Raw genomic sequence first — 13,930 nt, 5'->3', positions numbered from 1 at the left:
GGCGCTTTCGGGGTCACTCTTGTCGTCCGTACATTTCCGGGAAGGGTGACTGACGATGAGCGACACCAGTGGGCTGGCGGGCGTACTCGCACCGCATGTCGGGACGGGCCCGGTGCCGGGCGCCGTGGGCCTGGTGGCCCGGGGCGGCGAGGTCGAGGTGGCGGTCGTCGGCCACGCGGACGCCGAGGGCACCGCCCCGCTCGCGCGGGACTCGATCTTCCGGATCGCCTCGATCACCAAGCCGATCGTGGCGGCCGCCGTCATGACCCTGGTCGAGGACGGGCGGCTCGCGCTGGACTCGCCGGTCGCGCACTGGCTGCCGGAGCTGGCCTCGCCGAACGTGGTCCTCGACCCGGCGGGGCCGGTCGAGGACGTGGTGCCCGCAGCCCGCCCGGTGACCGTCGAGGACCTGCTGACGTTCCGCGCGGGGTGGGGCTTCGCGTCGGACTTCTCGCTGCCCGTGATGCAGCTCCTGTTCCCGCTCATGGATCCCCACCAGCCGCAGCGGCTGCCCGAGCCGGACACCTGGCTGGCGGCGCTGGCCCGGGTGCCGCTGCTGCACCAGCCGGGCGAGGCCTGGCTCTACAACACGTGCTCGGACATCCAGGGCGTCCTGATCGCGCGGGTCACCGGCACCTCGCTGCCCGACTATCTGGCCGAGCGGATCTTCACGCCGCTCGGCATGAAGGACACCGGCTTCGAGGTGCCGGCCGCCGCGCGCGCCCGCTTCACGAGCCAGTACGTCCCCACGCCCGACGGCGGCCGCGAACTGGTCGACACGCCGGACGGCCAGTGGAGCGGCCTGCCCGCGTTCCCCTCCGGCGCGGGCGGGCTCGTCTCCACGGCCGACGACTGGTGGGCGTTCGCCCGGATGCTGCTCTCCGGCGGCGGTCCGGTGCTCTCCGCCGAGTCGGTGCGGCTGATGACGACGAACCATCTGACGGACGGGCAGCGCGCGGCGAGCGAGCTGTTCACCGAGGGGCAGGGCTGGGGCTTCGGGGGCTCGGTGGACGTGGAGCCGCGCGAGAAGTGGCAGGTGCCGGGGCGGTACGGGTGGGTGGGCGGTACCGGTACCGCCGCGCATCTGACTCCGTCGACCGGGGCGGTGACGGTTCTGCTGACCCAGCTGGCGATGAGCGGGCCGACGCCGCCGCAGATCATGCGGGACTTCTGGGCCTACGCCGCGTAGGGCTTGCCGCCCGGTCCTCTCGGCTGACGGCCGGTGGGGGCTGGTCGCGCAGTTCCCCGCGCCCCCCTGGGCGAGCGGAGCTCGCTTCAGGGGCGCGGGGAACTGCGCGACCAGCCACGACGAGAGGTGCGCTCGGTCAGTCCACGCGTTCCGACTCGTGCCATCCCGAGTGCAGCGCCCGATACTCCTCGGGCGTCGCCTTCGGCACATAGGTACCGGGCCCGTACATCGCCCGGGCAAGACGAGCCCGCACCCGCTGCCGCACGGTGAACCGCCGCGCCACTCCGTTGTCGTCGACGCGTGGCCCCAACTCGTAGGCGGCGGGCTGCTCATGCGCGTTCAGCGTGTACAGCTCGGCCCGGGTCAGCGGCTCGTGGACCTCGATGTACTCGCCGTGCGGCAGCCGCTTGATGATGCCGGACTCGCGGCCGTGCAGCGCCTTCTCGCGGTCGCGGCGCTGGAGCCCGTTGCAGATCCGCCTGGTGACGACGAAGGCGAGGACGGGCGCGACGAAGAAGCCGATCCGGACCGTCCAGGTGATGGCGTTGATGGACAGCCGCAGATGGGTCGCCACGATGTCGTTGCCGCCGCCGATCAGCAGCACCGCGTACAGCACCAGCCAGGCCACGCCGAGGCCGGTCCTGACCGGATGGTTCCGCGGCCGCTGGCTGACGTGGTGCTCGCGCCGGTCGCCGGTGACCCAGGCCTCCAGGAACGGGTACACGGCGATCAGCATCATGATCAGCGGGAACAGCGAGAACGGGATGAACACGCCGAGGGCGAGGGTGTGGCCCCAGGCGTTGATCTCCCATCCCGGCATCACCCGGATCAGTCCCTCGGAGAAGCCCAGGTACCAGTCGGGCTGGGCGCCGGTGGTGACGAGGTCCGTACGGTACGGCCCGAAGGCCCACACCGGGTTGATGGTGGCGACGGCGCCCATGAGCGCGAGGACGCCGAAGACCACGAAGAAGAAGCCGCCCGCCTTCGCCATGTAGATCGGCATGAAGGGGGCGCCGACGACGTTCTTCTCGCTGCGTCCGGGGCCCGCGAACTGGGTGTGCTTGTGGTAGAAGACCAGGATCAGATGGGCCGCGACCAGGCCCAGCATGATGCCCGGCAGCAGCAGGATGTGGACGGGGTAGAGCCGGGCGATGAAGTCGTCGCCGGGGAAGTCGCCGCCGAACAGGAAGTACGCCAGGTACGTTCCCACGACCGGCACCGACAGGATCGCGCCGTGCGCGAACTTCAGACCGGTTCCGGAGAGCAGGTCGTCGGGCAGCGAGTAGCCGGTGAGGCCGGTGACGATGCCGAGCATCAGCAGGGTCCAGCCGAACAGCCAGTTGACCTCGCGCGGCTTGCGGAACGCGCCGGTGAAGAACACGCGCATCATGTGCGCGAGCATCGCGGCGACGAAGACGAGCGCGGCCCAGTGGTGGATCTGCCGGATCAGCAGGCCGCCGCGCACTTCCATGCTGATGTGCAGGGTCGAGTCGTACGCCTTGGAGACGAGGATGCCCTTGAGTGGTTCGTAGCTGCCGTTGTAGACGACTTCGGCGGCGGTGGGTTTGAAGAAGAACGTCAGGTACGTGCCGGTGAGTATGAGGATGATGAAGCTGTACAGGCAGATCTCACCGAACATGTACGACCAGTGGTCGGGAAAGACCTTCCGCATCTGGGACTTGGCCAGCTGGTAGATGCCGAGCCGGCCGTCCGCCCAGTCCGCGAGGCGTTCACCGCTCTTCGGCGGTGGTTCCCGTCGCGCGCTGCTCTCGCTCATGCGACCCCCCTCAAGACCGTTGAGGCACAGCCAGAGTAGAGCCGGGCACGAGGCGTTCGACAGTGGTCGGCGCGGGGTCGCGCTACAGCATCTCGCCCGGCCCGGGCCTCACTCCCCCTCCCGCTCCCCCATCCGCTCCATGGCCGCCTCCACGGTCTGGGTGTGGGCCCAGGCGGCCTTGGTCGCCGCGTCGGGGTCGCGGCGGGCGATGGCGTCGGCGAGGTCCTCGTGGGCGCAGGCGCCGGGGAGCTCCGGTGCCCAGCTCGGGCGCAGCGAGGCGATGCTGTCGCGTACGGCCTCGGCGAGGGACTCGTACAGCTCGGCCATGAGGGGGTTGCCGCTCGCGGCGACGATGGCGCGGTGGAACTCCAGGTCCGCGTCGACGTAGGCGGCCGCGTCGCCGCTCTCCTGGGCGCGGCGCCGGGCGAGGAGGGCGGACAGGATGCGGGCCAGGTCGTCCTCGCCGCGGTGGACGGCGGCGGCCGGTGCCGCCTCGCGCTCGATGGCCAGGCGCACCTGGAGGACGTGCTTCAGCTCGGCCCGGCGCAGGCGGCGCTGGAGAGCGGCGTTGAGGTCGCTGGCCGCGCGGACGTACGTACCGTCGCCGCGCCGCGCCTCGAGGAGGCCGGTGTGGCACAGCGCGCGCACCGCCTCGCGCACGGTGTTGCGCCCCACGCCGAGCGCCTCGACGAGGCGGCCCTCCGCCGGGATGCGGTCGCCCACGGCCCATTCGCCGCTCTCGATGGCGCGCTCGATGCGTCCGATGGTCCGCTGGACCAGGGTCGGCTGTACTGGTTCGGACAAGGTGGCGGCCTCTCTCGCTCTTTCCCGTGGACGCAGGTTCTCACCTCACGCACCTCCGTTAAATATCCCATATCTGGGTCACGAATCTTGGTCACTTTGTCCTGTTATTGCGCATTCGTCGATCCCCAGCCTCGAAACATGGGATGTTACGTTGGTGCGCATGCCGCAGACTGCCGATCAATCAAGCGCCACCGCATCCGCGACCCAGATCCCCGACAGCACCAGGAGCACCGAGAGCCCCGCGACGCCCGTCGCCGGGCTGCTCGCCGCGGGCATCCTGCTGATCGCCATGAATCTGCGGCCCGGCGTCGTCTCGGTGTCCCCCGAGCTGAACGCGATACGCGACTCCACGGGCCTGAGCGGATCCATGGCGGGCCTGCTCACCACACTGCCGATCCTGTGCTTCGGGATCCTCGCCCCGTTCGCCGCGAAGCTGTCCCGCCGGATCGGCATGACACGGGCGCTCGGCGCGATGATGCTGCTGCTCACGGCGGGCATCGCGCTGCGGCTCGCGCCCGGGCTGCCCGCCCTGTTCGCCGGCACGGTCCTGATCGGCGCGGCGATCTCGCTCTCGAACGTCCTGGTGCCGAGCATCATCAAGCGCCACTTCCACCGGCACACCGGCCTGATGATGGGCCTCTACTCGGTGGCCCTGTTCTGCGGCGCCGCGCTCGCCGCCGGGGTCACGGTGCCGCTGGGCGACGCGCTCGGGCTCGGCTGGCGCGGCGCGATCGGCGTCTGGGCCGTCCTCTCGGCCCTCGCCCTGCTGCTGTGGGTGCCGCAACTGCGCCGCCCCGACGTCCCGCCCGCGACGGCGACGACGGCGACCACCGCCCGTACGCCTCTGCGACGTTCACCGCTGGCCTGGCAGGTCACCCTCACCATGGGGCTGCAGTCGCTCCAGTACTACGCGTGTGCCGCCTGGATCCCGGCGATGCTCACCAGCGAGGGCATGTCCAGCACGGAGGCGGGCTGGATGCTGTCCGTCATGAGCCTCGTCGGCATCGCCGGTTCGCTCGCCTTCACCGCGCTCGTGGGCCGGCTGCGCAATCAGATCCCGTTCGCCGTCATCGGCACGCTCCTCTTCCTGGGTTCCCTCATCGGCCTGATCGTGGCGCCGGTCGGCGGCGCGTACGCCTGGATGCTGATGCAGGGCTTCGGCTCCGGCCTGCTGATCAGCACGGCGCTCGCGGTGATCGTGCTGCGCTCGCCCGACGCCGCGCGCGCCGCGGAGATGTCCGGAATGGCGCAGGGAGTCGGCTATCTGCTCGCCGCCGCCGGGCCGTTCCTGCTGGGCGCGCTGCACGACGCGACGGGCGGCTGGACGGTGCCGCTGACGCTGCTCGCGGTGCTGTGCGTGCCGATGGGCATCGCCGGTGTGGGCGCGGGCCGGGTCCGCCACCTCGACGCCTGACCGCCCCGGGCGGCGCGGCTCCGCACGTGAGGGGGGCTTTGCCAATGCGATCACCCGGCGGGGGATAGGATTTGCGGCCAGTGTTCCGCAGGGGCCGTGCACGAGCAGGTGTGGCCGGTGAGGCTCGATTTCGGGGGTGCGCCGATGGAGTTCGACGTGAGGTCCGGTCCGTGGGGCATGGGTCCGGTGCCGCGGTGACGCCCGTGGAGGAGCCCGCGTCCGGCAGTGCCCCGGCCGCGGCCAAGGCCCCGCTCCCGATCCGTTATCCGGACGCCTCGCGCCCGAACCCGGGCCGCCGTCGGCCCGCTTCGGCCGCACGCCCGAAGTCCGCCGAGGCTCCGGCGGCCCCCGCGCAGGCATCCGTACGGGTACCGGCACCGGCTCCCGCGCCGGAGACCGGCGACCCGGAAGCCAGCCCGTTCGACCCGGCACCGGCCCCCGAGCCGGCCAGCCCCTTCGACGCCCGGCCGGAGCCCGCACCGGCTGATGCCGCGTCAGCACCCGCACCGGCAGGCTCGGACACGGCGACGATCACGTTCTCCGCGCCGACGGACACCGCTTCGCCGCCGGAACCGGCACCGACATCCGCGCCCGCGCCCGTGAGTGCGGAAACACCGGCACCACCCGCCCCGCCGGAACCGTCGGACGGCGTACCCGTCCCCGTACCCGCCGTTCCTTCCGTTCCTCCCGCTCCCCCCGAACAGCCCCCGACACCACCCGGCTCCGTCCCGCGGAGCGCGGTGCCCGCGGTGCGCCCGCGCACGGCCGCCCCCGCGATCCCCTTCCCGGCTCCCGAATCCGTGCCCACCGTCGATCCGCGGCTGGCACAGGCCGTCGGGCGGCCCGTGCACGGGGACTCCGTGGCGCGGCGGACCGGCCAGTCGATCCGGCGGCTCGCGGCGCCCAAGGCGCAGCCGGGCGGCGCGGAGGCGCAGCTGGCACGGGAGTTGCAGGTGCCGGTCCCGGCGGGGCGGATCGTCGCCGTGACCTCGATCCGCGGCGGTGTCGGCAAGACGACGGCGGCCGCGCTGGTCGCCAGGACGCTGCAGCGCGCACGGCAGGACCCCGTGCTCGCCCTGGAGGCGGACGCCGCGCTCGGCACGCTGGCCGTGCGGCTCGGCGCGCCGACGGTGCGCTGGTCCATCACGGAGCTGGCACAGATCCTGACTCCGGAGATGCACCTGCTCGACATCACCGGGTATCTGGTGCCGCTGCCGGACGGCGGCTGGCTGCTGCCCGCGAGCCAGGGCCGGGTCGGGCCGCCGCTGGACATCCCCACGTACCGCACCGTCACGCTGGGCCTGCGCCGCCACTTCGCCGTGACCGTCGCGGACTGCGAGACGCTGCCCGGCGAGGTCGCGCGGACCGCGATGGACACCGCGCACGCCCGTGTCGTCGTCGCGCCGATGACCGTCGAGGGCGTCGGCGGCACCCGGGTGGTGCTCGACTGGCTGTCCGGACTGCCGCATTCCGCGCTGTCGTCGACGGTCGTGGCGCTCACCTCGGGCACCCCCGACCAGAACCTCGATCTGAGCACCGCCATCGGCCACCTGCGGGAGACCGGCGTCGGAGTCGTCCATCTGCCCTACGACCGGCATCTCGCGGCGGGCGGTCCGATCCGCGAGGAACTGCTCTCCTCGGCGACCCGCCGGGCGGCCGCGCAGCTCGCCGCCGAGGCGCTCCAGCGGGCGGCACGGGCACGGTGACCGCCGCCGGGTCCGCGCCCGGTCCCGGAACAGCCCGGCCGGCGGCGACCGGCACCGGACTCCCTGCGGCGACCGCCGACACCAGCACGCCCGGCACCGGACCGTCCGCCCCCACCAGGAACCCCATATGGTGGGCGGCATCGTCTACTTCATGCAGGGCACCGGCGAGGTCGATGCCGTGGACGCGCTCGCGGGCGGCCGTGTGTGGTCGCGCTCCGGCGGCCCGGAGAGCCTGCGGCCGCCGCAGCGCCGGTGCTGAACGCGCGGCGCGACGAGGTGTACTTCCTCTCCGCCGAGGACCGGGTGACCGCCGTCGAACCGGCCTCCGGTCCCGTCAAGTGGCGCGGCCCGGCGCCTGCGGAGGCCGGGGGCATGCGCGCGGCACCGTCCCTCTCCCTGGCGGACGGCGACGCCGCACACCAACCCGCTGTGAGTCTCACGCCTCGGCCCGCGCCAGCAGCCGGGCACCCGTGTGCGCGAAGGCCCGGACGGTGCGCGGGCGCAGCCGGCCGAGGCCGGGGAAGCCCGGGTCCACGAAGGCCGGGTCGAACGGCACTTGTATCAACTGGTGCCTGGACACGCCGAGTTGATGGGCGGTGACACCGAGGTCCAGGTCCGAGAGGGCGGTCGCCGAGCCGATGACGAGCACCAGCGCCTCCTCGACCAGTGCCTCGTGGCCGCGCGCCCGCAGCTCGGCCATGAGCTGCCCGCTCCACTCGGACACGGCCACCGGGTACATGCAGCACATGACGAGGGTGTCGGTCAGTTCGAGGACCGGTTCGACCCACTCCCCCAGGCGGCGCGCGCCCCAGTCGGTGAGCACCGCGGAGTAGTGCGGCGCGGCGGCGCCGACGAGCCGCGCGTACTCCTGCGCGTGCGTGGGGCTCGGGGTGAAGTGCCCGACCCGGTGGGCGACCACCTCCAGGCCGCTCGGCAGCCGGGTGGTGAGGGCGCGGACCGCGTCGTACGAGGCGCCCGGGGGCAGCGATCCGGCGTCCCGGAAGGTCGCGGGGTTGCGACCGCCGGGCAAGTAGGCGGCGAGGGCGCCGGCCTCCGGGGCGCCGTCGAGGGCGAGCACCGGGCGGCGGCGCACCGCCGCGATCAGGGAGCCGAGCGTGAGGGTGGCCGTGGAGCGGCCGCTGTACGGATGCGCGCCGATGAGGGTGATCCGGGGGCCGTGGCCGAGCGGGATGCGCAGGGACGCGATGAGTTCCTCGTCCTTCGCCTTGCCGAAGCCGCGCCACATGTTGCGCAGCCCCGGGCCGCGCGGCTGGTGGTCGTCGCTGCCCGGCTCGGGGGCCGCGCCGGGCTCCGGCTCCTCCAGCGGTACGCGCACCAGCGGCAGGTCGGCGTGGACGACTCCGCTGCTGTCGCTGAGGGCGAGGTAGCGGGCCAGCAGGTCGGCGACGTCGCCCGCGCTGGGCCTGGCCTCGGGATTGTCGTCGAGGCAGCGCCCGATGACGCGGCGCAGCGACTCCCAGGTGTCGCCCTGCCACAGCTCCATGGCGGTGGACAGGCCGGGGCGGTTCAGGCGCGGGCGGCTGCCGATGAGCTGGAGCAGTTCGCCGAGCGCGCGGACGTTGTCGGCCCGGACGGGCGGGCGGCCGTGGCCGTGGTGCTCGCCGTCGACGACGGAGTCCGACAGGTCCCACAGGATCACCGATCTGCGGCGCACCAGGACGCTCTCGGCGGTCAGCCGCTCGGGGACCAGCCCGTTGAGGTGGCAGATGCTGAGCGCGCCGGCCAGCTGGTGGCTGACGGCGAGGCCCTGGAGGAGGTCGAAAGCGGGGCGGCCGTTCTCCAGGGCGCGGGCGAACACCTCGCTGAGCCGGGGCGGCTGGGCGCTGGGCGCGTCGTCGTCGGCGAGCAGTTCCATGGCGAGCCACGGCGGCTGCGCGCCGAGTCCGGTGGCGAGCAGCCGTGGCGCGTGCCGTCCGGCGAGCCGGCGCAGCGCCTCCGCCTCGACGTGCAGCAGGCGGTCGGCGTCCGGCGGCGCGTCGGGGCGCGGGGTGCGCACGACGAGGTGTCCGCCCTCGTCGTCCCGGGCGAGGTAGGCGATGGTGCGGCGGCCCCGGCGGCGGCCGAGGAGTTCGTACGGGCCGATCCGTCCGGGGTCGTCGCCGGTCAGCGCGGACCAGTCGTCGGTGGGGTCGGTGCCGCCCTGGGCCAGGGCGCCGGCGCCGGCTTCGGCGAGTCTGCGGGCGCCCACGCCGAACCGGCGCAGCAGCCGCTGTTCCACGGTGCTGAACGCGCGGTGCGCGACGGGGATCACGGCGATGCCGTCGGGCTGGGCGAGCCAGGCGGGGAAGTCGGCGTTGCGGCCCGCGAGTTGTTCGAGCTGGCTGCCGATGCGGCGGCCGGTCCGCAGGAGTTCGGCGTGCGGCACGGAGTCCAGGAGGACCTGCCGGGCCTCCTCGGTGAACTCGAAGACGCGGTGCTTGGGCAGCGGGTCGGACACGGGCGCGGGGTGCGGCCGCACCAGGCCGCCGAGGAACACCTCGGCCAGGTGGGAGGTTCTCGCGTGCCACGGCACGGCCTGCTGTACGAGGTGCATGACGGGGACGGAGACGGGGGCGACCGCCGCGAGGTGGGCGGCGAGCCGGTAGGCCTCGGGGGTCGCCGAGTCACGGAAGTGCTGGACGCTCCCCCGGTCCTGCGCGCCGGGGTGTGCGTCGCCGCCCGCCGGTGACAGCAGCGGCAGTTCGACGGTCGTGCCGGGCGAGGCGAGCAGCGCCGCCCAGTCGGACAGGGAGTCGGCGAGGGGTTCGAGGACCGGCACGGGGACGCCGTCGAACGGGGCCAGGTCGCGCGGCAGGATCCGGTCGGTGACGATCCAGGAGGTGTTGGCGCCGCCGATCCGCCGGGTGGTGGCCTGCCAGCGCTCGGCGCGGATCCCTGACGACTCCCACAGGGGCGGCGGCAGCGTGTGCAGCAGGGCGACGGGGCCGCGCCGGGCCCAGGTGGCGAGGGTGCGGTGCAGGGCGCCGCTGCGCCAGGCGGCGCCCATCCCGTCGCTGACGGCGAGGACGAGGGTGCGTCCCGACAGGTCGAGCAGGGAGGCGGGCGACACGGTGGGGCTGCGCCGGGCGAACGGCCTGGTGTGCAGCCGGGGCGCGGTGGCGGACCTGCTGTCGAGGCCGAGGACGCGCACGGAGGCGAAGGCGCCGAGGCGCAGCATCAGGGTCTTCAGCTCGGCGGTGATCTTGTGCCAGAGCAGCATGGAGACGCCGTCGTCGACGACGAGGACGAGACTGAGCCAGCGCTCGCGCGCGGGCCGCAGCACGACGTCGGGCAGCAGGGTCTCGGCGAGCGCGGCGGCGGTGCGGGCCTCGTCGATCTCCATGCGGTGCAGGCTCGGGTGGCGGCGGCGCAGCGGGCGCAGGGCGCGGCCCACCGCGAGTTCGTCGAGGAACGCGCCGCTCTCCGGGATGCGCAGCGGGCGGGCCCTGCGTTGTTCCCCGGTCCGTCCGCCGAAGGTGCGGCTGCGGCGGGGCGGCAGCAGGTCCGGGGTGGGCAACGGCCGTGCGGCGGCGAACAGTTCGCGCTCCGCCTGCGGGGCGGGCGCGGTGGCCGGTGCGCCGCTCTCGGGCACACTCGGCGCGGCCGGCACCTGCGGGGCGGCCTGCGGGGCCGGCTCCTCGGCGGCCGGGGGTGCCACGTGGCGGCGCAGCGGGGCGTGTTCGGCCGGCAGGCGTCCGGCGAGCCAGAGCACGTCGAGCGCCTGCTGCACGTCGAGGTCGACACCGGCGCCGGACAGCACGCGCAGTGCCGTCGTCAGCCGGTCGCCCGGTACCCGGTTCTCAGTCACCGCGCCACACCGTCACACCGTCCCCGTCAGCTGGTGGAGCACGGCGTCGAGCAGCCCGCGGGCGTCGATGTCGACGCCGCCGCCGCGCAGGAACACCGCGTTCAGGAGCTGGTCGGTGGCGAGTTCGTGGGCGGCACGCCGGTCGAGGAACTGGCGCAGGATCTCCTCGGCGGAGTCGAGCGCGCCGGGGCCGAGGTGCGCCTCGACGATGGCGCGCAGCCGGTCCTCGTCGGGGACGGGCAGGTCCAGGCGGATGCAGCGGCGCAGGAAGGCGGGCGGGAAGTCGCGTTCGCCGTTGCTGGTGATGACGACGACGGGGAACTCCGAGCACTGCACCTGTCCATGACGGACCGTCACGGTCTCGCGGTGGTCGGCGGTGTGCACCTCGACGTCCTCGATGTCCTCGGGCAGCCGGACCAGTTCGGGGATCTCGAAGACGCCGTCCTCGAAGACGGTCAGCAGGTCGTTGGGCAGGTCGACGTCGCCCTTGTCCATCTCGTCGATGAGCAGGGCGCGCGGCCGCGGCCCCGGCACCAGCGCCGTGCCGAGCGGGCCGAGCCTGATGAACGTACCGATGGAGGGTTCCGCCTCGCCGCGGTCGCGGCTGAGCGTCGTCTCGCGCAGCCGGCCGATGGCGTCGTACTGGTAGAGCGCGTCCTGGACGGACGAACGGCTGTTGACGGGCCAGCGCAGCAGTTCGCCCAGGCCGAGCTCGGCGGCGACGGCGTAGGCGAGGGACGACTTCCCGGTGCCCGCGGGGCCGGTGACGAGCAGCGGTCTGCGCAGGTGCAGTGCCGCGTTCACCACGTCGGCGTGTTCCTTGCTGATCAGGTACGGCAGGGGTGCGGCGCCCGCCGGTTCGCGGCTCTCGGGGGTGAAGCGGCGCCACGGCGGGGCGGGCGGCAGAGCCACGGCGCGCTGTGAGCCGTCGCCGCGGAACAGCCGCCAGTCCGCCTCGGGTTGCGTGCTCATCGGTGGGTGATCCTCTCGCGGTGACGGACGGACGCGCCGGGACACGGACACAGACGTACGAGGGCGGACAAAGGTTGACCCCGGGCTCCCCCGGCTCGGCGGGGCTCCCCGCTTCCCCGCATTTCTTCCCTTCCTCGACGTGGTCTCACCCCGGCCCCTCGACCGGTTCGGACAGATGCAGCCGCGGCACCGTGCGGTCGGCGTCGGCCCAGGCCAGGACCGGGCGGCCGGGGTGGTCGGCGGGGGTGCTGACGGTCTTGGCGCGATAGGCGCGCACACCGTCGGGCAGGTCGCGGGTCTCGACGCAGTCGATCTGTTCCAGGGCGTGCGAGCCGTGCCCGGGCCCGCGGTCCCACACCACGACCGGCACGCCGACGGCGAGACAGACCTGGACGATCTCGTCGCGGACCGTGCCGGGGACGTCGACACAGACCCGTACGGCGTCGGTCTCGTCCATCAGCCGGCCGTAGATCTTGCGCTTGTCCAGGCCGGCGCCGCTGAACCTCAGGGTGGTGCCCTGGTCGAGGCGCTGCCAGCGGCGGCGCCACTCGGGCAGGAACCGCTCGTGCTTGCGCAGCAGTTCGGGGCAGTGCACGACGAGCGGGAACTCCGCGCCGAGCACGCCGGGCACCAGGTCGTCGGGGCCGCTGCCCTCCCATTCGTCGACCGGCAGATTGAGCCCGGCCCGGTCCACGAGCGCCTCGACCATGGGGCGCCGGCCGTCGGTGCGGGACCGGGCCAGGGACTCCAGGACGTGCAGCAGCTCGCGGGCCGCCTCGGCCCCGCTGTACGTGGCCGTGGAGTCGGTGGACAGCTGGCGCGGGCCCGCGCCTTCGTCGCACCAGGTGCGCAGCCCGAACCGCTCGCGTCCGGCCCGGGTGATCTCCACGAGGAGCCGCACCCGGTCGGAGCGGCTGCGCAGTTCCGCGGCCCATTCCTCGGCGTCGGCGCGCCGTTCCAGCAGCGCCGCGCGGGGGATGCCGAGGCGGGTCGCGACGCCGCCGGTCCACAGCCGCAGGCCGACCTGTTCGGTGGGGCTGTAGGTGGCCGCCAGGTATTCGACGACCCGGAGCAGGCCGGGCACGCGCGGCTCGCCCTCGGCGGAGCGGCTGTCGCCGTCGAGCGGTTCGAGCTGGTCGACGAGGGCGTCGAGGGTGCCCGCGTCGAGCCGTCCGGCCGCCCGGGGCAGGGCGCCGCGCACCACTTCGCCGAGCCGGCCGACCACCTGGGGGCCGAGGGTCAGGAGGTGGCGGTGCAGGTGGGTGTGCTCGCGCTCGGACAGCAGCCGGGGCCCCGGGGCCATCCGGCCCGCGTCGAGGGCGTCGTCGGCGGCGCGTGGGTCGCGTCGGCGCAGGGTGTGGCTGAAGGCGGCGAGCGCGCGCGGGGAGGTGAGCAGGAAGGTGACGAACTCCGCGACGGTGGGTGCCGTGATGGTGCTGCGGGGGACCATGCCGCAGGTGCGGGCGAGGTCGACGGCGGCCCCGAGCCGGGTCTCGGGCGAGGGGAAGGTGCTGTTCAGCGCGTCGGTGAGCAGGATGAACGCGGTGTCGTGCGGATCCGGTTCCGCCTCGGGCCGGACGTCGACGGCGCCCACGGCCCGCAGTTCGCTCTCGATCCGCTGCCAGGGGATCGCCCAGCTGCGCCGGCTGTCCGAGTGCAGGAAGGCGGCGGCCACCAGCCCGGTCCAGACGGTGTGCTCCTCCGCCCAGAGCGGGCCGCCGCTGTAGGCGGGGCCGATGGCCATGCCGGTGGGTGCGCCGTCGACGTACCCGAACTGGCCGTCGTAGGAGGTCACGCATCCGTCGGCGAAGGTGGCGCCGTGCGCGCCGCCGTGCCAGGCGCGGACGGTCTGGCCCTGTGCCATCGCCCTGCGGCGCGGCGGTCTCGGCAGCGGCCGGCCGTCGGCGTCGAGGCGGAGCACGGCGAGGTCGCCGAGCCAGTTGGGGTCCACGCCGGCGCGTACCGGGCCGCCGTCCTCCGTGCGGCGCGGCGGGATCCAGTAGGCGACGTGCGCCTCGTGGGTCTGCCAGGAGCCGGTGAGCACCTCGATCCTGACCGGGCGGTGGCCCGGGGACGAGATCTCGAACTGGGGGCGCTCCAAGGCGTCGTTGACCACGTGGGCGCAGGTGAGCACGAGGTGCGGGGCGAGCAGCACTCCCGCGCCGACCGCCTTGTCGCCCTGGGCAGACTTGACCGCGACCCTGGCCTGGTGGGCGCCCTTGAGCGCCGCTCTCTCGTCCGGCAGGAACCAGCTCATGGG

The 13,930-nt window shown here is 73.9% G+C and carries 9 protein-coding genes; 4 read left to right on the top strand and 5 right to left on the bottom strand.

Annotated elements, in window-relative coordinates; genetic code table 11:
* Nucleotides 1–55: 55 nt before the first annotated feature.
* On the top strand, nt 56–1,189 hold the full coding sequence (locus ABII15_RS32505) for a serine hydrolase domain-containing protein (protein ID WP_353945850.1): 1,134 nt from the start codon (nt 56–58) through the stop codon (nt 1,187–1,189).
* A gap of 136 nt (nt 1,190–1,325) precedes the next feature.
* Here ABII15_RS32505 and ABII15_RS32500 read toward each other — a convergent pair whose 3' ends face one another.
* On the bottom strand, nt 1,326–2,966 hold the full coding sequence (locus ABII15_RS32500) for a cytochrome bc complex cytochrome b subunit (protein WP_353945849.1): 1,641 nt from the start codon (nt 2,964–2,966) through the stop codon (nt 1,326–1,328).
* A gap of 108 nt (nt 2,967–3,074) precedes the next feature.
* A complete protein-coding gene (locus tag ABII15_RS32495; protein WP_353945848.1) occupies nt 3,075–3,770 on the bottom strand; it encodes a FadR/GntR family transcriptional regulator in 696 nt (231 codons plus the stop codon).
* Between the two features lie 160 nt (nt 3,771–3,930).
* Here ABII15_RS32495 and ABII15_RS32490 point away from each other — a divergent pair, with 160 nt between their 5' ends.
* The 3 genes from ABII15_RS32490 (at nt 3,931) to ABII15_RS32480 (ending at nt 7,149) form a co-directional block, all read left to right on the top strand.
* Complete coding sequence (locus ABII15_RS32490; RefSeq protein ID WP_353945847.1) at nt 3,931–5,184, top strand: MFS transporter; 1,254 nt, start codon at nt 3,931–3,933, stop codon at nt 5,182–5,184.
* A 749-nt stretch (nt 5,185–5,933) separates the two neighbouring features.
* Nucleotides 5,934–6,890 (top strand): type VII secretion protein, encoded by a 957-nt coding sequence (locus ABII15_RS32485; RefSeq protein WP_353945846.1) that lies wholly within the window; start codon nt 5,934–5,936, stop codon nt 6,888–6,890.
* Between the two features lie 127 nt (nt 6,891–7,017).
* A complete protein-coding gene (locus ABII15_RS32480; protein WP_353945845.1) occupies nt 7,018–7,149 on the top strand; it encodes a hypothetical protein in 132 nt (43 codons plus the stop codon).
* A 177-nt stretch (nt 7,150–7,326) separates the two neighbouring features.
* On the opposite strand, the gene ABII15_RS32475 is transcribed toward ABII15_RS32480, so the two are convergent.
* The 3 genes from ABII15_RS32475 to ABII15_RS32465 form a co-directional block, all read right to left on the bottom strand.
* Nucleotides 7,327–10,698 (bottom strand): SAV_2336 N-terminal domain-related protein, encoded by a 3,372-nt coding sequence (locus ABII15_RS32475; RefSeq protein ID WP_353945844.1) that lies wholly within the window; start codon nt 10,696–10,698, stop codon nt 7,327–7,329.
* A 12-nt stretch (nt 10,699–10,710) separates the two neighbouring features.
* Complete coding sequence (locus ABII15_RS32470; protein ID WP_353945843.1) at nt 10,711–11,670, bottom strand: AAA family ATPase; 960 nt, start codon at nt 11,668–11,670, stop codon at nt 10,711–10,713.
* Nucleotides 11,671–11,815: 145 nt separating this feature from the next.
* Nucleotides 11,816–13,927, bottom strand: a complete 2,112-nt coding sequence (locus ABII15_RS32465; protein WP_353945842.1) for a trypsin-like peptidase domain-containing protein — start codon at nt 13,925–13,927, stop codon at nt 11,816–11,818.
* Nucleotides 13,928–13,930: the final 3 nt, after the last annotated feature.

This window comes from Streptomyces sp. HUAS MG91 (genome assembly GCF_040529335.1).
GTDB classification, from domain to species: domain Bacteria; phylum Actinomycetota; class Actinomycetes; order Streptomycetales; family Streptomycetaceae; genus Streptomyces; species Streptomyces tabacisoli.
This window is presented reverse-complemented; position numbering and strand designations above follow the sequence as displayed.

Bases quoted from the DNA above. Each gene is read 5' to 3' on its own strand.
- ABII15_RS32500 (WP_353945849.1), bottom strand. From the start codon at position 2,966: ATGAGCGAGAGCAGCGCGCGACGGGAACCACCGCCGAAGAGCGGTGAA.
- ABII15_RS32505 (WP_353945850.1), top strand. From the start codon at position 56: ATGAGCGACACCAGTGGGCTGGCGGGCGTACTCGCACCGCATGTCGGG.
- ABII15_RS32490 (WP_353945847.1), top strand. From the start codon at position 3,931: ATGCCGCAGACTGCCGATCAATCAAGCGCCACCGCATCCGCGACCCAG.
- ABII15_RS32465 (WP_353945842.1), bottom strand. From the start codon at position 13,927: ATGAGCTGGTTCCTGCCGGACGAGAGAGCGGCGCTCAAGGGCGCCCAC.
- ABII15_RS32480 (WP_353945845.1), top strand. From the start codon at position 7,018: ATGGTGGGCGGCATCGTCTACTTCATGCAGGGCACCGGCGAGGTCGAT.
- ABII15_RS32470 (WP_353945843.1), bottom strand. From the start codon at position 11,670: ATGAGCACGCAACCCGAGGCGGACTGGCGGCTGTTCCGCGGCGACGGC.